The 17,196-nt window shown below is 57.4% G+C and carries 18 protein-coding genes; 10 read left to right on the top strand and 8 right to left on the bottom strand.

The window, feature by feature from the left end; genetic code table 11:
• Entirely contained in the window at positions 1-1,311 is a 1,311-nt protein-coding gene (gene clcB, locus G7090_RS10400) for a voltage-gated ClC-type chloride channel ClcB (protein ID WP_166182336.1), read from the top strand.
• Here the strand turns inward: clcB and bioD are convergent.
• The 3 genes from bioD to G7090_RS10385 all read right to left on the bottom strand — a co-directional run bounded on the left by bioD (position 1,246) and on the right by G7090_RS10385 (position 4,314).
• On the bottom strand, positions 1,246-1,941 hold the full coding sequence (gene bioD / locus G7090_RS10395) for a dethiobiotin synthase (RefSeq protein WP_166182335.1): 696 nt from the start codon (positions 1,939-1,941) through the stop codon (positions 1,246-1,248). The two genes, clcB and bioD, sit on opposite strands and share 66 nt — an antisense overlap.
• A gap of 125 nt (positions 1,942-2,066) precedes the next feature.
• Positions 2,067-3,287, bottom strand: coding sequence for a sugar metabolism global transcriptional regulator Mlc (gene mlc / locus G7090_RS10390; protein ID WP_166182334.1), 1,221 nt, complete (start codon positions 3,285-3,287; stop codon positions 2,067-2,069).
• Positions 3,288-3,414: 127 nt separating this feature from the next.
• On the bottom strand, positions 3,415-4,314 hold the full coding sequence (locus G7090_RS10385) for a LysR family transcriptional regulator (RefSeq protein ID WP_106993777.1): 900 nt from the start codon (positions 4,312-4,314) through the stop codon (positions 3,415-3,417).
• Positions 4,315-4,436: 122 nt separating this feature from the next.
• Between G7090_RS10385 and G7090_RS10380 the strand changes: the two genes are divergently transcribed.
• The 8 genes from G7090_RS10380 (at position 4,437) to G7090_RS10345 (ending at position 11,109) form a co-directional block, all read left to right on the top strand.
• Positions 4,437-5,687 carry an MFS transporter gene (locus G7090_RS10380; RefSeq protein ID WP_166182333.1) on the top strand — a complete coding sequence of 417 codons (1,251 nt, stop codon included), beginning with the start codon at positions 4,437-4,439 and terminating at the stop codon, positions 5,685-5,687.
• Positions 5,688-5,904: 217 nt separating this feature from the next.
• The gene (locus tag G7090_RS10375; RefSeq protein ID WP_166182332.1) at positions 5,905-6,390 is read left to right on the top strand and encodes an Hcp family type VI secretion system effector; all 486 of its coding nucleotides are present in this window, start codon (positions 5,905-5,907) and stop codon (positions 6,388-6,390) included.
• Between the two features lie 6 nt (positions 6,391-6,396).
• Positions 6,397-6,840, top strand: a complete 444-nt coding sequence (locus tag G7090_RS10370; RefSeq protein ID WP_166182331.1) for an STM2901 family protein — start codon at positions 6,397-6,399, stop codon at positions 6,838-6,840.
• A complete protein-coding gene (locus tag G7090_RS10365) occupies positions 6,834-7,166 on the top strand; it encodes a DUF1493 family protein (protein ID WP_166182330.1) in 333 nt (110 codons plus the stop codon). The genes G7090_RS10370 and G7090_RS10365 overlap by 7 nt, the downstream gene beginning before the upstream one ends.
• 160 nt (positions 7,167-7,326) lie before the next feature.
• Positions 7,327-8,814: a carboxypeptidase M32 gene (locus G7090_RS10360; protein ID WP_166182329.1), complete on the top strand. Its 1,488-nt coding sequence runs from the start codon at positions 7,327-7,329 to the stop codon at positions 8,812-8,814.
• Between the two features lie 160 nt (positions 8,815-8,974).
• Positions 8,975-9,529: a thioredoxin fold domain-containing protein gene (locus G7090_RS10355; protein ID WP_166182328.1), complete on the top strand. Its 555-nt coding sequence runs from the start codon at positions 8,975-8,977 to the stop codon at positions 9,527-9,529.
• A gap of 167 nt (positions 9,530-9,696) precedes the next feature.
• Positions 9,697-10,005, top strand: coding sequence for an acid resistance repetitive basic protein Asr (asr, locus tag G7090_RS10350; RefSeq protein ID WP_166182327.1), 309 nt, complete (start codon positions 9,697-9,699; stop codon positions 10,003-10,005).
• A 279-nt stretch (positions 10,006-10,284) separates the two neighbouring features.
• On the top strand, positions 10,285-11,109 hold the full coding sequence (locus G7090_RS10345) for a serine protease (protein WP_166182326.1): 825 nt from the start codon (positions 10,285-10,287) through the stop codon (positions 11,107-11,109).
• Between the two features lies 1 nt (position 11,110).
• On the opposite strand, the gene G7090_RS10340 is transcribed toward G7090_RS10345, so the two are convergent.
• The 3 genes from G7090_RS10340 to mdtJ form a co-directional block, all read right to left on the bottom strand.
• Positions 11,111-13,273, bottom strand: coding sequence for a bifunctional diguanylate cyclase/phosphodiesterase (locus G7090_RS10340; protein WP_166182325.1), 2,163 nt, complete (start codon positions 13,271-13,273; stop codon positions 11,111-11,113).
• Between the two features lie 85 nt (positions 13,274-13,358).
• Positions 13,359-13,688 carry a multidrug/spermidine efflux SMR transporter subunit MdtI gene (gene mdtI / locus G7090_RS10335; protein ID WP_166182324.1) on the bottom strand — a complete coding sequence of 110 codons (330 nt, stop codon included), beginning with the start codon at positions 13,686-13,688 and terminating at the stop codon, positions 13,359-13,361.
• The gene (gene mdtJ / locus G7090_RS10330; protein WP_166182323.1) at positions 13,675-14,037 is read right to left on the bottom strand and encodes a multidrug/spermidine efflux SMR transporter subunit MdtJ; all 363 of its coding nucleotides are present in this window, start codon (positions 14,035-14,037) and stop codon (positions 13,675-13,677) included. Before mdtJ ends, mdtI begins: the two co-directional genes overlap by 14 nt.
• Positions 14,038-14,454: 417 nt before the next feature.
• Here mdtJ and G7090_RS10325 point away from each other — a divergent pair, with 417 nt between their 5' ends.
• Entirely contained in the window at positions 14,455-15,492 is a 1,038-nt protein-coding gene (locus G7090_RS10325; RefSeq protein WP_166182322.1) for an AI-2E family transporter, read from the top strand.
• Here the strand turns inward: G7090_RS10325 and G7090_RS10320 are convergent.
• A complete protein-coding gene (locus tag G7090_RS10320) occupies positions 15,489-16,445 on the bottom strand; it encodes a zinc-dependent alcohol dehydrogenase family protein (RefSeq protein WP_166182321.1) in 957 nt (318 codons plus the stop codon). The genes G7090_RS10325 and G7090_RS10320 overlap by 4 nt on opposite strands.
• A 3-nt stretch (positions 16,446-16,448) precedes the next feature.
• Positions 16,449-17,012, bottom strand: coding sequence for a DNA endonuclease SmrA (smrA, locus tag G7090_RS10315; RefSeq protein WP_106993766.1), 564 nt, complete (start codon positions 17,010-17,012; stop codon positions 16,449-16,451).
• Positions 17,013-17,196: the final 184 nt, after the last annotated feature.

Below are 17,196 nucleotides of genomic sequence, written 5' to 3'. Positions count from 1 at the left end.
ATGCATCGACTCCATGCTTACCCTGATATCCGCGCGATGTTTCGCAGGCTGCTGATTGCCACCGTCACCGGCGTGCTGGCAGCGCTGGCCGTGGCGCTGTTTCGTCACGCCATGTATTTGCTGGAGTGGCTGTTTCTCAGTAATGAGAGCGGCAGCCTGGTGAATGCGGCCAGCGCCCTTTCGCCCTGGCGCCGCGCACTCACCCCCGCGCTGGGCGGGCTGGCGGCCGGGCTGTTGCTATGGGGATGGCAGCGCATGACGGCGCAGCGTCCGCATGCGCCTACCGACTATATGGAAGCCCTGGAGACGGGCGACGGGCAGTTTGACTATGGTGCCAGCCTGGTGAAATCTCTGGCATCATTACTGGTGGTCGCCAGCGGTAGCGCCATTGGGCGCGAAGGGGCGATGATCCTGCTGGCCGCCCTCGCCGCCTCCTTTTTTGCCCGGCGCTTTACGCCGAAATCAGAATGGAAACTGTGGATCGCCTGCGGGGCCGCCGCCGGGATGGCCAGCGCCTACCACGCCCCCTTAGCCGGGAGCCTGTTTATTGCCGAGATCTTATTCGGCACCCTGATGCTGGCCTCGCTCGGCCCGGTGGTGATTGCCGCCGTGGTCGCCCTGCTCACCACTCGCCTGCTCAGCCCCGACGCCAGCACGCTGTATGAAGTACATTTCAGCCAAACGCTCACCGGGGTGGATTACGCCCTGATGGTCGGCATGGGCCTGCTGGCCGGCATCTGCGGCCCGGCGTTGATGTGGTTAATGGATTTCAGTCACTCCCTGTTTCTGCGCCTGCGGCTCTCGCCGCCGTGGCAGCTGGCGCTGGGTGGGCTGATCGTCGGTCTGCTGTCGCTGCTGACGCCAAAGGTGTGGGGCAATGGCTACAGCGTGGTGCAGGGGTTTCTGCTCGCGCCGCCGCTGCTGTCGGTGATTGCCGGGGTATTCATTTGCAAGCTGCTGGCCGTACTCGCCAGCAGCGGCTCGGGGGCACCGGGCGGGGTATTTACGCCCACGCTGTTTGTCGGCATGGCGACCGGAATGCTGTTTGCGCAACTCTTAATGCTGTGGATACCCGGGTCTGAAACCGCGATTTTGCTCGGGCTGGCGGGGATGGCGACGCTGCTCGCTGCGACGACGCACGCGCCAATCATGTCGGCGCTGATGGTCTGTGAAATGACCGGGCAGTATCTGCTTCTGCCCGGCTTGCTGATTGCCTGCGTGGTGGCGTCAGTCCTGTCGCGGACGTTACGCCACGACTCGATCTACGGGCGACACACTGCTGAAAGTCGAGAGGTCGATGTAGTGCGCTAGCTCGCGCTGCTCAGCGCGGGGCAGATACGGCAGCTCGCCCACCAGCGGACCCGGCAGCTTTTTACTCAGCACCTCAATGATTTCAGCATAGTGGGCCAGGCCCGGATTAATGCGGTTTGCCACCCAGCCCACCAGCGGCAGGCCGTCATTGGCAATCGCCTGTGCCGTCAGCAGGGCGTGGTTAATACAGCCTTCCTGAATGCCCACCACCATCAGGACCGGGAGTTGCTCCTGCACTACCCACTCTGATAACGGACGCAAATCATTCATCAGGCTGCGCCAGCCGCCGGTCCCTTCCACCACCACGTGATCGACCTGCTCGCTCAGGCTGGCAAGCCCGTTTGATAACAGGGTGTAATTAACCAGCCCGCTGTGCGCCACGCTGCTCTCATCTTCGCTGAGCGCAATGGGGTTCACTGCGTGATAAGGCAGTTCAAGCGAGGAGACGCTTTGTAACACCAGCGCATCTTTATTGCGCAATCCCTCTGGCGTCTCTTTACTCCCTTTTGCTACCGGTTTGTACCCTGCTACGCGCTTCCCGCTGGCCATCAGGGCTTGCAGTAAGGCGCGGGACACCACCGTCTTACCGACAGAAGTATCAGTACCCGTTACAAAGAAACGCTTAAGCATCACTCACTCCACCGTTATGCTTTGGAAATATAAATCAAGGAAATAATTCAGTGGGGGAAGTCTAAGGCATGCGCTATCCGCTCAGTTTGAGATAGCGCAATTTTTGGTAAGACTACAGGAATCTGTTAACCCTGCAGGAGACGGATCAGCAGGGACCCGTTGTACATCGCATCTTTCACCAGCGCCGCACCGGCCATCGTCCCCTGATTGGTAAACTGGGTGCTCTCCACCACGATATGTTTACTGTAGGCCGGAAGGGACTGCTGGCGGATGGAGTCGGCGATCGCCGGGAAGAGGACACCTGCCGCCTGGCTCAGGGGCGAACCGATCAGGATCTTTTGCGGGTTAAAGAGGTTAACCATGATGGCAATGATGCGCCCGACGTTGGTGCCCACGCCGGTAATGATATCTTTGGCCAGCAGATCTCCCTGCTGGGCGGCCGCACACAGCGACGCCACGGTCAGGGGTTGGCCGTGCAGCGTCGAGCTCATCGACTGGCCGAGCCGGAGCTGGGCCAGTTCCATCACGCTATCGACGCTGGCAATGGTCTCCAGGCAGCCGTGGTTACCGCAGTAACAGCGTTTGCCGTAAGGATCAACCTGGGTGTGGCCAATCTCCACCAGGCTGCTGCTCCCGGCGTGTAACAGACGGCCATCGGTGATCACCCCGGCGCCCACGTTGTGGTCAATCACCACCTGGATCACATCCCGCGCCCCACGCGAAGCGCCGAACAGCGCCTCGGCCATGGTCCAGGCGCTGATGTCATGCTGAATATAGACCGGCACGCCGGTGTGGTTTTTCAGCACCTCTCCCAGCGGCATCTCTTTGACGTCGTCGTAGAACGGCATCCGGTGGACAATACCATTTTCGGTATCAATGATGCCCGGCATGGTGATGGCGATGGCGGTCAGACGCTCCAGCTTCTGCTGGTGATGAATAAAGAATTGATCGATAAGCGCGGTGATCCGTACCTCAAGCGGCAGCTCAGCTTGCAGCGCCAGCGGGAGTTGCTCTTCCACCACCAGCTTGCTACTGAGATCGCGCAGCGCCAGGTAGATCTCGCCCCGGCTGATACGCAACGAGAGGTAGTGCCAGGCTTCGGTTTCCACCACCAGCCCTACCGCCGGACGGCCACGGCTGCCCGGCTCCTGAATTTCGGTCTCCTGCACCAGATGCGCCTCGAGCATTTCTCGTACAATCTTGGTGATACTGGCAGGTGCCAGTTGCGCAAGGCGGGAAAGATCGATGCGCGAGACCGGCCCAAGCTGATCAATCAGGCGATATACTGCACCCGCATTGGTCTGCTTAATCTGATCGATATGCCCAGGCTGACTATCAGCAACCACCACGTACTCCCTTATTTTCGAGCTTCGAAATAAACTGTGGGCTATGGTGAAGCACTTCTACAGTGATCGTCAAATTTTTACTTAGCCTTGTGATTTACAGCACATTTTTACCCGCTTTTTTTGCCGCTTAACCGCCCGACGAGGCCTGAATCAACAGTTTTTTGAAACGTTGTGCCGCAGCGCTGAGCTCATGATGCTTCGACCATACCAGCCACATCTCTGACACCGCATCCGGTTCGGCTATCGCTACCCAGCGCATTTCATTCAGCTGCAGGCGTTTAAACGAGGCCGGCAGGATAGACACCCCCAGCCCGGCCGCCACCAGGCCGATAATGGTCATCGCCTCACCCACCTCCTGGGTGATGACCGGGGTAACACCGTAGCGGCGCAGCAGCCCCAGGATGTCGTCATACAGGCCGGTGCCAACACGCGGATCAAAAAAGACAAACGGCTCGTTGGCCAGCTCGGCAAGAGAAATGGCCGGTTTGGCCGCCAGAGGGTGATCCCGGTGGATCATCACCAGCAGCGGCTCGCGCAGCACCCGCTGCCACGCCAGGGTATCCGGCAGCTGGGTATTGCGCATCAGGCCGAGATCCAGCGAACCTTCGCTCAGCGGGACGATCTGCTCCCGGGTGTTAATCTCCCGGGTCTGGATATGCACGTCCGGTGAGAGGCGGCGAAAGGTCGACAGGGTGTGCGAAATGGCGCGGATAAAGGGCGCAGACGAGGTGAACCCGAGGCGTAACTCCCCGGTTTCGCCATGATGCAGGCGTTCTGCCCGGGCGGCCGCCTCGTCCACCTGAATCAGGATCTGGCGGCTGTCCGCCAGAAACTGGCGCCCTGCCGCCGTCAGCCCTACGCTGCGGTTGGTGCGGGCCAGCAGACGAGCTCCCACCTGCTGCTCCAGGGCCTGGATCTGCTGGCTCAGCGGCGGTTGAGAGATATTCAGCCGCGCCGCGGCGCGACCAAAATGCAGCTCCTCAGCGACGGCGACAAAGTAGCGCAGATGACGCAGTTCGATATTCATATCTTTAACGTATCATTTGAGATTATTAATATATTAGACAGAATATTTACATTTTCCTACCCTGATCCCTGTGGTCATACCCGTCACCAGAAATCACGGGGATGTTGAAGCAAGGAACTTACGTGAGTCGTACAACAACGGCTGATATCGCCCCGACAGATGATATCGATATACCAACCAGGCCCCGTCCGGTTCAGTTAATCAAACGCGGCACCCCGCAGTTTATGCGCGTCACCCTGGCGCTGTTCTCCGCCGGACTGGCGACCTTCGCCCTCCTCTACTGCGTGCAACCGATCCTGCCGGTGCTGTCGCACGAGTTTGGCGTGACGCCTGCCACCAGCAGTATCTCGCTCTCAATCGCCACCGGGATGCTGGCGGTCGGTTTACTCTTTACCGGGCCGCTGTCGGACGCCATCGGTCGCAAACCGGTGATGGTCACCGCCCTGCTGCTGGCCTCGGTCTGTACTTTGCTGTCGACGATGATGACCAGCTGGCACGGGATTTTGATCATGCGCGCGCTGATCGGCCTCTCCCTCAGCGGCGTGGCGGCGGTGGGCATGACTTACCTTAGCGAGGAGATCCACCCCAGCTTTGTCGCCTTCTCGATGGGGCTCTATATCAGCGGTAACTCTATTGGCGGGATGAGCGGACGGCTGCTGAGCGGGGTCTTTACCGACTTCTTCAACTGGCGAATTGCGCTGGCGGCGATCGGCTGCTTTGCGCTGGCATCGGCGCTGATGTTCTGGAAAATCCTGCCGGAATCGCGCCACTTTCGCCCTACCGCCTTGCGACCTAAAACACTGCTGATTAACTTCCGCCTGCACTGGCGCGATCGGGGCCCGCCCCTGCTGTTCCTGACCGGATTCCTGCTGATGGGCTCGTTTGTCACCCTGTTTAACTACATTGGTTACCGACTGATGCTCGCCCCCTGGCACCTGAACCAGGCCCTGGTCGGCCTGCTGTCGGTGGCCTACCTGACCGGGACCTGGAGTTCACCGAAAGCCGGGGCGATGACTACCCGCTTCGGCCGCGGCCCGGTGATGCTGGCCTCGACGGGCATTATGCTGGCCGGGGTCTTGCTGACCCTGGTCAGTAACCTGTGGGTGATTTTTGCCGGGATGCTGCTCTTCTCCGCCGGCTTTTTTGCTGCCCACTCGGTCGCCAGCAGCTGGATCGGCCCGCGCGCCCGTCGCGCCAAAGGTCAGGCGTCTTCGCTGTATCTGTTTAGCTACTATCTGGGCTCCAGTATCGCCGGGACGCTCGGCGGCGTGTTCTGGCATCAGTACGGCTGGAACGGCGTGGGCGGGTTTATTGCATTGATGCTGTGTGGGGCGTTGCTGGTGGGCAGGAGCCTTCATTGTCGTTTGAAATAAACTCATCAGGTGATCACCAGTAGCAAATCTATCTTTGGCTTTATTTACGACCCCGTACTGGTGCAAAACGAGTGCGGGTTTTTCGTTTTTAATCATTCTAAATCCCATATCAAGCATTACTAAACAATAGCTTACCGCATATTGTTCATTTACTCATCATTGCATACAGGTTAGGCTTTCAACGGATTATCCATACATATCATAAGGAAAATGAAATATGGCAATACCGGCTTATCTTTGGCTAAAAGACGATGGCGGCGCTCTCATCAAGGGTTCTGTAGATGTAAGGCACCGTGATCAATCCATAGAAATCACATCATTCAGCCATAACCTCTATATCCCGACCGATGGCAATACCGGAAAACTTACAGGGACACGCGTTCACGGTGCCCTGATGTTCGAAAAGGAGTTCGACAGTTCATCCCCTTATCTCATGAAAGCTGTAGCTACAGGGCAAACTCTTCAAAGTGCGGAGTTTAAATGGTATCGCATCAATGATGCAGGCCAGGAAGTTGAGTATTACAACATGTTCCTGGAAGGGGTGAAGATTGTTTCAGTCACACCAATGATGCACGACACAAAAACTGTGATAAATGCAGGTCACCTTGAGCAGGTACAATTACGCTACGCTAAAATCACGTGGACATTCAAGGACGGAAATATTCAGTATTCCGACGCATGGGCAGAACGTGTAACCAGGTAACTATGCATGGATAGTGTGGAAGAACTTAACGGAACGTATTTCTATAAGGGATACTCCAACCTTTCCGCCGGAGAGTTGCTCTTTTGGATTTTTCTTGATGAAGCGGCTGAACAGTTCGGAACAAGCGATCTTTTAACCGTTGGGCTAATTCTGCTAGGTCAACCTGAAATAGCGACAAGAGGCAAACCTGGAGGGACAACCCCCGGAACATCACCACTCAGCTCACAGTTACGTCACTGGCTGAACATCGAAACCAGACGCTTACCCACCTTGACTAACTCAAGTATCAGAAGGATGAAGTTTGCCTATGTTACCAATCTCGGTGCATTTGTGGGTCGATGGATTCCTGTCCTTGGGATTTTTGTTATTGCTGCTGATGTCTCAGCCATCGCTTATAAGGCGACAATGAAATACAACACCATAGCCAGAGGAAACGACAAGTTATGGTGACAAATGAAGATGTGATTAGCTGGTACTGTGAACGGTTCAACAAACCTGCCCTGTTTACCAGGAAGTCATGGCCCGTAACCCTTGATACCAGCCTCTCCACAGGTGATTACGTTTGGGCAAGTGAAACAGGGGCAGACATCATGAGGGAATATTTTCAACGCTTTGATGTGGACCCTGCCAACTTCGACTTTTACCGATACTGGCCTGAGGAGACATTTATCCTTTACTCCTTATTCACTAGCGGAAAGGACGACGGTGAACCAGAACCGCTAACACTTCGTATGCTTGCTGAGTCTGCAAAAGCAGGTAAATGGTTATATGACTAACAATCAAAGGGGCGATTAGGCCCCTTTTTCATATCAGCACTCTGCGGTGGCCAGCCCATTCCTTTTCCTCGCCTCAAACGAATACATGAAAAGTGCATGAATCGCTCATAAATCACGGTAAACTCACCTGAACACATCCATCTGAACGAGAACAAGAACTATGCAGAAAAACGTTTCTTATCAGCAACTCACCCGTACCTTCCAGCGTCTCTCCCGCTTCTCCCACCTCTCCTCCATCGCCAGTTGGGACATGTTTACGATGATGCCAGCAGGGGGGAGTACTGCCCGCGGCGAAGCGCTGGCTGAGTTGAGCGTCCTGCAACACCAAATCCTGACCGATGCAAAAGTGGCTGACTGGCTGCGTAATGCCGAAAGCGAAGATCTGAACGACGTCGAACAGGCCAACCTGCGGGAGATGACCCGCCACTATCAACAGGCTGCGCTACTGCCGGAGTCGCTGGTGGAAGCCAAATCGCTGGCGGGCAGTAAATGCGAGCATGCCTGGCGCACCCAGCGTCCGGCCAATGACTGGCCGGGCTTTGCCGCCAACCTGAAAGAGGTGGTGAAACTGAGCCGGGAAGAAGCCCGCCTGCGCGCCGACGCCAAAGGCTGCACCCCTTACGATGCGCTGCTGGATATTTTCGAACCGGACATGACCAGTGCCCGCCTCGACGTGCTGTTTGGCGATCTCAAATCCTGGCTGCCGGACCTGCTGAGCCAGGTGGTCGAGAAGCAGGCGCAGCAATCCTTCGTGCCGCCGCCGGGCCCGTTCCCGACGGCGATCCAGCGTGAGCTGGGGCTGGAGGCGATGAAGACCCTCGGGTTCGATTTTAACGCCGGTCGGCTGGACGTCAGCGCCCACCCGTTCTGCGGCGGCGTGCCGGAAGATGTGCGCATCACCACCCGTTACGACGAAGAGGAGCTGCTCAGTGCCCTGTTTGGTGTGATCCACGAAACCGGTCACGCCCGCTACGAGCAGAACCTGCCGCGCAACTGGCTCGGCCAGCCCATCGCCCTGGCGCGCTCTACCGCCATCCACGAATCCCAGAGCCTGTTCTTTGAGATGCAGCTTGGGCGCAGCAAGGCGTTCCTGAACCACCTGCTCCCGGCAGTGCGCGAGCGGTTCGGCAGCCAGGCGGCCTTTACGCCGGAGAACTTTGTCGCCTGGAACCAGCGCGTCAAGCCCGGCTATATCCGCGTGGATGCTGACGAGGTCAGCTATCCGGCGCACGTGGTGCTGCGCTACGAGATCGAGCGAGCGCTGATTAACGGCGACATCGAGGTGGAGGACATCCCGGCGCTGTGGGATGAGAAGATGCAGGCGTGGCTGGGCTTATCGACCAAAGATAACTACCGCAACGGCTGTATGCAGGACATCCACTGGACAGACGGCGGCTTTGGTTACTTCCCGTCGTACACCCTCGGGGCAATGTACGCCGCCCAGCTGTTCGCTGCGGCCAAAAAAGCCCTGCCGGATCTGGACGCCGCCATCGCCGTCGGGGATTTCAGCGCCCTGTTCGACTGGCTGCGCCAGAACATCTGGCAGCATGGCAGCCGCTTCACCACCGCCCAGTTGATCGAGCAGGCCACCGGGGAAGATCTCAACAGCCGCTACTTCCGCGACCATCTCACCTCGCGCTATCTGTAATACCTCCCGCCGGAGCCTGCTCCGGCGTTTTTTTCCCTTTATGCAATAAGAAGATGATTTTGCACATATCTACGTGCCGTCACTTTCTGTATGAGGTATTGACCTGTTCGCATAATCAAGCTGTTAACAGACCAGGCATAAATCATAAATAAAGGGATAAATGATGAAAGACATTACCAAAAATATAGCTATTGCCCTGTTGTGTGCGGTGAGTTCCGGCACTTTCGCCGCGACGACCCCGGCCACGGACAACACGCCGCAAGAAGCTTACGACGATATCACCCGCTCACTGGACGACCTCCACCCCATCACCTTCCAGGCGCCCGCCGAAAAGTACAAATTGCTGGTGTTTATTGATAACCAGTGTAGCTACTGCAGCACGGTGGTGAAAAACGTTAAAAAGTATACGGACGCCGGGTTAACCATGTCATTTTTGACCGTTGCCCCGAAATCGATTCGCGACTCGGTGATAGAAGATATGGGGCGCGTATGGTGCTCCACCGATAAGACGAAAAGCCTTCAGCAGGCAATGGCAGGATTTTTACCTGATAACGACACTACCCCGGCCTGTTCCGATCTGGTCACGCGTCAGTCCGCGCTGGCAGACAGGCTGGGCATCACCGTCACGCCGGTGATGGTGGTAGTCGAGCCCGAAACGCGCTCAATAGTGGGAAGCCAACCCCCGGCAGCCATTCTCGCGGCATTGAAGAAATAACGATAACGCGTACGAGCGGGCTCGTTCGTACGCGTTCCACCCGCCTTTGTACATTGCGTTACACGCCGTCACCAATCACTCACGGAAGCCCTCAGTTTTCAGGGATATAGTTCTTTCAACGGCCCCGCAGTGGGGTTAAATGAAAAACCAAATTCGAGGGTAGGATGATGAAAAAAGTATTAGCTCTGGTTGTTGCCGCTGCAATGGGTCTCTCTTCTGCTGCATTCGCTGCTGACACCGTCGCCAACACTGCTGCACCAGCGGCAACCGCAGCACCGGCTGCGAAAACCGTGCATCACAAAAAACACCACAAAGCTGCGGTACAGAAAGCGCAGGCTGCTAAAAAGCAGCATAAAAAAGCGGTGAAGAAAGAAGACGCGGCGCCGGTTGCTCAGAAAGCGCAGGCTGCCAAAAAACACCATAAAAAAGCCGTTAAACATGACGCTGCAGCCCCGGCAGCAAAACCGGCTGCATAAGCCGCCTTACCTTAACGTGCCCTGAGGGGTGCGTTGGTCCCCGGCGCTGAACCACCCTGGTTGCAGCGCCGTTTTTCTATCCGGAGGGCGTTATGTTTCAGCGCTATCGGTTTGAGTTCATTCTTATCACGCTTATTTTATGCGCACTTGTCGCCAGTGTGTTTTATATTTCATGAATGTAGCACGCTGATTTTACTCCCACTTTCGCGCTGTCCCGTCTATAGTTAATAACCAGGGTTCATATTTAATAATCATAATTATCCCCCTTCAGAGTGTGATATGCGTAAATCTGTTGTGGTTGTACTGGGAACGTTTTTTCTCTTTTCTGGGCTGAGTCATGCGGACGATGGCAGCGACGACGCTGCGAACGTCAAAAAAGAGGTACAGACGCTGTTTTTTGGTCATGACGACCGTACGCGTGTCGCCGATCCGTCCAGCTCGCCGTGGGATGCCATTGGCCAACTGGAAACCGCCAGCGGAAATCTGTGTACCGCGACCCTCATCACTCCCCGGCTGGCGCTGACCGCCGGTCACTGTCTGCTGGTGCCGCCGAACGGTAAACCGGATACCGCCGTTGCCCTGCGCTTTGTGTCGCTAAAAGGCAGCTGGCGCTATGAGATCCACGGCATTGAAGGACGCGTTCCGTCATCACTGGGACGGCGGCTGAAAGCCGACGGCGATGGCTGGATCGTGCCGCCGTCTGCCGCCTCGTGGGATTTTGGTCTGGTGGTGCTGCGTAATCCGCCGTCGGGGATCACCCCGCTGCCGCTGTTTACCGGTGACAAAGACGCCCTGACCGCCGCCCTGAAAGCGGCCGACCGCAAGGTAAATCAGGCGGGCTACCCGGAAGATCATCTCGACGTGCTTTATACCCATCAGGACTGCATCGTCACCGGCTGGGCGCAAACCGGCGTGCTGTCGCATCAGTGCGATACTCTGCCCGGCGACAGCGGCTCGCCGCTGATGCTGCAAACCGCCGAAGGCTGGCAGGTTATCGGGGTACAAAGTTCCGCCCCTGCGGCCAAAGATCGCTGGCGGGCCGATAACCGCGCCCTGTCGATTACCGGTTTTCGAGACAAGCTGGAAGAGCTGGCCCAGCAGTGATTTAACACTGTCGCTGCTGGCGTAGCGCCCTAATCGCCTCTATTGGCATCGGCTGGCTGTACCAGAAGCCCTGCAACTGATCGCAGCCCGCCAGCCGCAGCAGTTTCATCTGCTTCTCGTTCTCCACCCCTTCGGCCACCACGGACATCCCCAGAGCGCTGGCGATGCGTACCGTGCCGCTGACCAGCGCCGCGGCCTGCTCGTCACGATCCACCAGCCCCGCCAGCGATTTGTCGATCTTAATGGTGTCGAAGTTAAAGCGCCTGAGATAGCCGATGCTGGAGTAGCCGGTGCCAAAATCGTCCAGCGCCACGGCGATGCCCTGGGCTTTAAGGTTGCTGATGGCTGAGCGGGCCCGCTCGGGATTTTCCAGCACGTAGGTTTCGGTGACTTCCAGCTGCAGGCGCGTGGCCGGGAAGCGGCTGAACTCCAGCGCGCCGGCCACTTTGGCCTCAAAATCCGGGTCGCGGAACTGGGCGGGTGAGATATTGACCGACAGTTTTAAATCCGCGAAGGGCTCCAGATCCTGACAGGCCCGGCGCAGGACAAACTGCCCCAGGGCGTAAATCAGTCCGCTGGTCTCGGCGATGGTGATAAACACGTCCGGCGGCAGCGGCCCTTCCGGGCGCCGCGGCCAGCGCACCAGCGCCTCCACGCTCACCATTTTCTGGCTGCGCGCATCGATGATCGGCTGATACCAGACATCAAACTCTTCACGTTCAAGGCCGCTGCGGATCTGGCCTTCAATCGCCACCTGGCGCTCGCGGACGCTGTTCAGCTCCGTATCATAGTGCGTCACCCGCCCCTTGCCGGTGATTTTGGAGTGGTACATGGCGATATCGGCGCGACGGAACAGCTCCGAGCTGGTGCACTCCACCAGGGTGCCGCTGGCGATGCCGATACTGGCGCCAATATGGATGGTGCGCTCCCCGACGCGGATCGCGTTGTGAAGATAATCGAGGACAAAGCCCGCAAAGGCCGAGGCCAGCGCTTCGGCGTTCTCTCCGCCGATGGTCATGGCAAACTCGTCCCCGCCCATGCGGGCCAGCATACCGTCCTTCGGCACGTTGTCGCGTAACGCCCCGGCGATGATCACGATCAGCTCATCCCCGACCTCATGACCGTAGATATCATTCACATCTTTAAAGCCGTCGAGGTCGATAAAGACCACGCTTTTGCGATCGGTATCGCCGCGCAGGCTCACCCGCTCCAGCTCTTCAATCAGCGCCCGGCGGTTAGGTAAATGGCTGAGCCAGTCGGTACGCGCCACTTTTCGCGCCAGGTTCTCACCGCGCGCCAGTTTATACAGCCCCACGCAGCTAAAGAGGATGAACAGCAAAATCAGCGCCGCGGTGAACAGCACGATCCGGGTGATGTCCAGCGAAGCGGCCTTCGCCGCGGCGGCCCCCGGCAGGCGCGGCGTCCACGACAGATAGCCCAGCACCTCGCCCGAGGCGCTTTTCAGCGGCACGCTCACGTCGGTGATCTGCTCCGGGGTAAAGGTCAGATCGTCGATCTGAAAGGTGTTCCCCAGATCGCGCAAAATTTGCGGATTGATGTGGCGGGTGATGACCAGAAAGCGGCGGGTATTATCCCCTGCCTGCAGGCTACCCATCGTGGGGCGGATCAGTCCGACGCCGACAAAGGCGATCCCCGCGCGGGTGCGGGTGATCCCGGCGTAGATATTTTTATCCGATTTCAGGGCGTTGGTATGCATTTGGATCAGCGATATCAGGCCATCGCCAAAGAAGTCGAGGTTTTTTTCCGTGAAAGGCTGGCTTCTGAATGAGCCCCACAGCACCCGGAAACGTTCGTCGAGCACAAAGGTGCCGTCATACAGGTTATTCACCTTGTAGCCCGCGCCCCAGGTGTTATAGAGCCAGTCCACGTCTAGCGCCGGGCGGTAGGCTTCGCGCACCGCGTCATCCCAGACGGCATTATCAATCACCAGCGACCAGACCCGGTTGACAGAGGTCTGAACGGCACCCTGTACGGAGAGGGCCGTGCGCTGTTCGTCGATTTCATTGGCTTTACTGCTGATAAGGTTGAGCGAGAGGTAGAGCAGGATCACAACCGAGACGATTAAGCCGAGCCCTGCCATAAAAATCATGACAAACAAGGTTTTTGCAGAAGGGATTTTACGCCAGCTTAAAGGGGTATGCATTCATTCCTCATTATGTTAATGCCCTCAGACTAAGCGTAATACAGGTCATGAATTTCGCTGCCTGTAATGGCAGGCAGCGAGAGTATCAGGCCAGTTTTATCATGATCATCCCGGCGAGCAGCAGAAGCAGGCCAATCCAGCCCTTCTTATTCAGCCGTTGCCCAAACAGGATCCAGCCCGCCGCCAGCGTCGCCGCAATCCCGAAACCGCCCCACAGGGCATAGGCCACCGACAGCTCAATACCTTTGACCGCCTGCGACAGGGCGCTGAAGGCGGCGAGTACCGCCGCAATCGACAGCAGGCCGAACACTTTGCGGCGAAAACCGTCGGAAAACTTCAGCAACACGTTGGCGGCAATCTCCAGGACGATGGCCAGCGCCAGCCAGGCGCCATGAACCCACTCAAACTGTGGCATGGGTCGCCTCCTTGCGCTGTTTTGCCGGTTTGCGGGTGCCGGATTTAATGAATATTATTCCAGCGACCAGCGTCGTCAGACCCGCCATTTTCATTAGCGACAGCGACTCATCAAACAGTAAAACGCTAAAAAGGGTGATTAAGAAAATACCTACCCCTTCCCATAATGCGTACGCCACGCCCAGCGCGATTTTTTTAACCGCAAAAGACAAGAAAATATAGGACAGCGCAATCATCGACAGCATTAAAATATAGCCGCTGTGACCACCGCTGATGGTGGCCCATTTCATTGAAAGTGTGCCGGTTATTTCAGCAACGATAGCCAGGGCTAAGAGGATCCAGTAAAACATATTTTTTCTCCTGCTTGAGAATATAATCCTTCGCGGCTCGCCAAAGGTGGCAGCCGGGTAAAAACGAATGAAGATTCAGCCGGGCGCAAAGCGCCAGCACAGGCAGAGAGAGGATCTACAGCGCGTTGCGCCAGTGTTGCTCGCCAGACAGCAGGCAAAAAGAGGAGGATAAAGCAGAGATGTTTGAAAAATGCGTCCTGAACAGATTGTCCATAAAATTACAATTATCTGCGGTGTTGCTTCTCGTCAGTGCAGATGAAAATTGTCTCCGGTAGTTAAACACAGCTGATTTTTACCACAAGCCAGGATTTTACTCAAAGCCTTTTCATTTCTTTACCCTTACTGTTTGTGTTTGGTTAATTTTTTAAACGCCCCGCGCCGTTAGAATATATAAAAAGAACGGTACCAGGAGCCAGCATGGCCAAACACATTATTACTCTCAACGGATTAAAAATAGTCATCATGCTCGGCATGCTGGTGATTGTGCTGACGGGGATCCGCGTTGCGGCGGATATTATTGTGCCCTTTATTCTGGCGCTGTTTATCGCCGTGGTGCTGCATCCGCTGGTGCGGTGGCTGGTGCGCCTGCGTCTTCCCCGGGTGCTGGCAATCACCCTGCCGATCCTGCTTATCGTGATCTTCATGGCGTTGCTGGTGGCCTATCTGGGCACCTCGCTGAATGAGCTGGCGCGCACCCTGCCGCACTACCGCTCCTCGCTGGCCGTGCCGCTGCTGCATCTGGAACCCTGGCTGCAGCGGGCCGGGATTGAGGTATCGATGGAAGAGCTGCTGAAGTACATCGATCCCAATGCCGCCATGACCCTGGTGACCGCCCTGCTGTCGCAGCTTTCCAGCGCCATGACCGCTATCTTTTTACTGCTGCTGACGGTGGTATTTATGCTGCTGGAGGTGCCGCAGCTGCCGGCGAAGCTCCAGCCTCTGATGACCCGCCCGGTGGAAGGCATGGCTGCGATCCAGCGCGCCCTCGACAGCGTCTCGCACTATCTGGTGTTAAAGACCGCCATCAGCCTGGTGACCGGGCTGGTGGTCTGGGGAATGTTGGCGGTGCTGGAGGTCCGGTTCGCCTTCGTCTGGGCGCTGCTGGCCTTTGCCCTGAACTATATTCCGAACATCGGATCGGTGCTGGCGGCTATCCCACCGATTGCGCAGGTGCTGGTGTTCAGCGGCTTTTACCCGGCGCTGGTGCTGCTGGCGGGGTATCTGTTTATCAACCTGATCTTCGGCAACATTCTCGAGCCCCGGTTAATGGGGCGCGGACTGGGCCTCTCGACGCTGGTGGTATTTTTGTCGCTGATCTTCTGGGGCTGGCTGCTGGGGCCGGTGGGCATGCTGCTCTCGGTGCCCCTGACCATTATCGTCAAGATTGCGCTGGAGCAGACCTCCGGCGGCAAAAGCATTGCGCTGCTGCTGAGTGATATGAGCCATGCGAGCTAAGGGGTATCGCAGGTAAAATCCAGCAGCGGCTTGTGGTCTCGCCCCGTCTGCCGGTAGTCGGCCAGGGCCGTCTGCCAGGCACTGAACGGCAGCAGCCGGGCGCCACTGTAGTGGCTGCTGGTCAGCAGCGGCCAGATTTCGATAAACGCTGCCTGCCATGCCTGCGGGCTAAGCGCGTCGAAGTGGTTGCGAATATGAAACCAGTGCATCGGCGGGAAGTGACGCTGTAACGTAAAGGGTTGTCCGGAGAGCAACCCGTAGCAGATAAATGCCGCGCTGTTACGCATTGCACTTAAGATGGTCTGCGCCAGCTCGCCCCCCGTGGCGTCATAGACAATATCGCTGGCGGCGGCGATGGCGCGCACGCTGTCGCTCTCCTGCTGCGTTATCGGGACGATCCCCATCCCCCGCAGCCTGTCGGCATGAATTGCCGAGCGGTGAATGCCGTACACTTCCGTCGCCCCACGCCGGAGCGCCCACTGTCCCAGCAGAATGGCGCAGTCCGATCCGGCGGCGGTCAGCAGCACCCGTTTACCCTGCACAGGCCAGAGGTTGAGCATCAGCCAGGCCGCCAGAGGGTTGATAAACGCCCGCGCCGCCAGAAGAGTATCAATAGTATCCGGAACCGGGATCGCCAGCGCCGCCGGGCAGTCGACATAGTGCTGCCAGGTGCCTTCTCCCCGTAGCGGAAGCACCCGCTGGCCCAACAGGTGGGTGAAACCGACGGGGGCGGCAATCACCCGCCCTACGCCTTCATATCCGGCGATGGCGGGCAAGCTAATGCGATGCCGGTAAGCACCGGTGATGGGGATCAGATCCGAGGCGTTGACCGGAGAGAGCAGCATCTGCACCCGGAGCATGTCCGGCTGCAGCGGCGCTTTTACCGCGGTTTCCCGCTGCAAAACTGACTCAGGCTCACCAAACTGGCGGTAGCATAATGCGGTGTTGTCCATGATCTAGCGGCTGCGTTTAGCCAGTCGCTCGCGGGTTTCGAGTTTTGCCTCGCTGGACTTGCGCAGCGCGACATAACAGGCCCCGCTGCCGCCGTGGTGAGGCTGGGCCACACAATAGGCCTGCACCGCCTCGAACTCCGTCAGCCAGCGCGCCAGATAGCTGCGCACAATGTTGGCGTGAGACTTATCGTCGCGTCCTTTACCGTGAATGATGATCAGATTGCGTAAGCCGTCGCGCTCCGCCTGGCGGATAAAGGTAAACAGCTGCTGGCGGCACTGCTCAACGGGCTGACGCAATAAGGTGAGGCTCGCCTGACGGGGGTATTTGCCCGAGCGCAGCTTATCGATGACCCCCAGCTGCACCCCTTCCCGCTGAAACGAAAGCGGCTCTGCCAGAGGAATAACATCCAGAAAGCCGGTGGTGAGAAAGTTATCCAGCTGGCTGGTGTCCACGGGCTGACGGATGCGCGTTGTCGGGGCGGGTTGCCAGTGAACGTCGGCACAACGCCTGAGAGGCTGGACATCCTCCATCGCGTTGAGAAAAAGCGATTTATCGTCTGGGTTCATGGCATCCTCCTGCTTAGCTGACAGGGTACTATACCTGCCCCTTTCTCGGGGCTCAATGCGGCGTCGATTGACTATTAAAAAAATAATAATCAGTTCAGTTAATTTAATAATTAATGTAACTGGACTAAAACGAAATTTTATTAATGATTAACTTTATGACTTACATTAAATTTTTATGATCGCG

This window comes from Leclercia sp. 29361, from assembly GCF_011290365.1.
GTDB lineage: Bacteria > Pseudomonadota > Gammaproteobacteria > Enterobacterales > Enterobacteriaceae > Enterobacter > Enterobacter tamurae.
This window is presented reverse-complemented; position numbering and strand designations above follow the sequence as displayed.

What these genes read in the sequence shown, in the direction of transcription:
- clcB (WP_166182336.1), top strand. Translation starts at nt 1, where the DNA reads ATGCATCGACTCCATGCTTACCCTGATATCCGCGCGATGTTTCGCAGG.
- bioD (WP_166182335.1), bottom strand. Translation starts at nt 1,941, where the DNA reads ATGCTTAAGCGTTTCTTTGTAACGGGTACTGATACTTCTGTCGGTAAG.
- G7090_RS10385 (WP_106993777.1), bottom strand. Translation starts at nt 4,314, where the DNA reads ATGAATATCGAACTGCGTCATCTGCGCTACTTTGTCGCCGTCGCTGAG.
- G7090_RS10375 (WP_166182332.1), top strand. Translation starts at nt 5,905, where the DNA reads ATGGCAATACCGGCTTATCTTTGGCTAAAAGACGATGGCGGCGCTCTC.
- G7090_RS10370 (WP_166182331.1), top strand. Translation starts at nt 6,397, where the DNA reads ATGGATAGTGTGGAAGAACTTAACGGAACGTATTTCTATAAGGGATAC.
- G7090_RS10365 (WP_166182330.1), top strand. Translation starts at nt 6,834, where the DNA reads ATGGTGACAAATGAAGATGTGATTAGCTGGTACTGTGAACGGTTCAAC.
- G7090_RS10360 (WP_166182329.1), top strand. Translation starts at nt 7,327, where the DNA reads ATGCAGAAAAACGTTTCTTATCAGCAACTCACCCGTACCTTCCAGCGT.
- G7090_RS10355 (WP_166182328.1), top strand. Translation starts at nt 8,975, where the DNA reads ATGATGAAAGACATTACCAAAAATATAGCTATTGCCCTGTTGTGTGCG.
- asr (WP_166182327.1), top strand. Translation starts at nt 9,697, where the DNA reads ATGAAAAAAGTATTAGCTCTGGTTGTTGCCGCTGCAATGGGTCTCTCT.
- G7090_RS10345 (WP_166182326.1), top strand. Translation starts at nt 10,285, where the DNA reads ATGCGTAAATCTGTTGTGGTTGTACTGGGAACGTTTTTTCTCTTTTCT.
- G7090_RS10340 (WP_166182325.1), bottom strand. Translation starts at nt 13,273, where the DNA reads ATGCATACCCCTTTAAGCTGGCGTAAAATCCCTTCTGCAAAAACCTTG.
- mdtI (WP_166182324.1), bottom strand. Translation starts at nt 13,688, where the DNA reads ATGCCACAGTTTGAGTGGGTTCATGGCGCCTGGCTGGCGCTGGCCATC.
- mdtJ (WP_166182323.1), bottom strand. Translation starts at nt 14,037, where the DNA reads ATGTTTTACTGGATCCTCTTAGCCCTGGCTATCGTTGCTGAAATAACC.
- G7090_RS10325 (WP_166182322.1), top strand. Translation starts at nt 14,455, where the DNA reads ATGGCCAAACACATTATTACTCTCAACGGATTAAAAATAGTCATCATG.
- G7090_RS10320 (WP_166182321.1), bottom strand. Translation starts at nt 16,445, where the DNA reads ATGGACAACACCGCATTATGCTACCGCCAGTTTGGTGAGCCTGAGTCA.
- smrA (WP_106993766.1), bottom strand. Translation starts at nt 17,012, where the DNA reads ATGAACCCAGACGATAAATCGCTTTTTCTCAACGCGATGGAGGATGTC.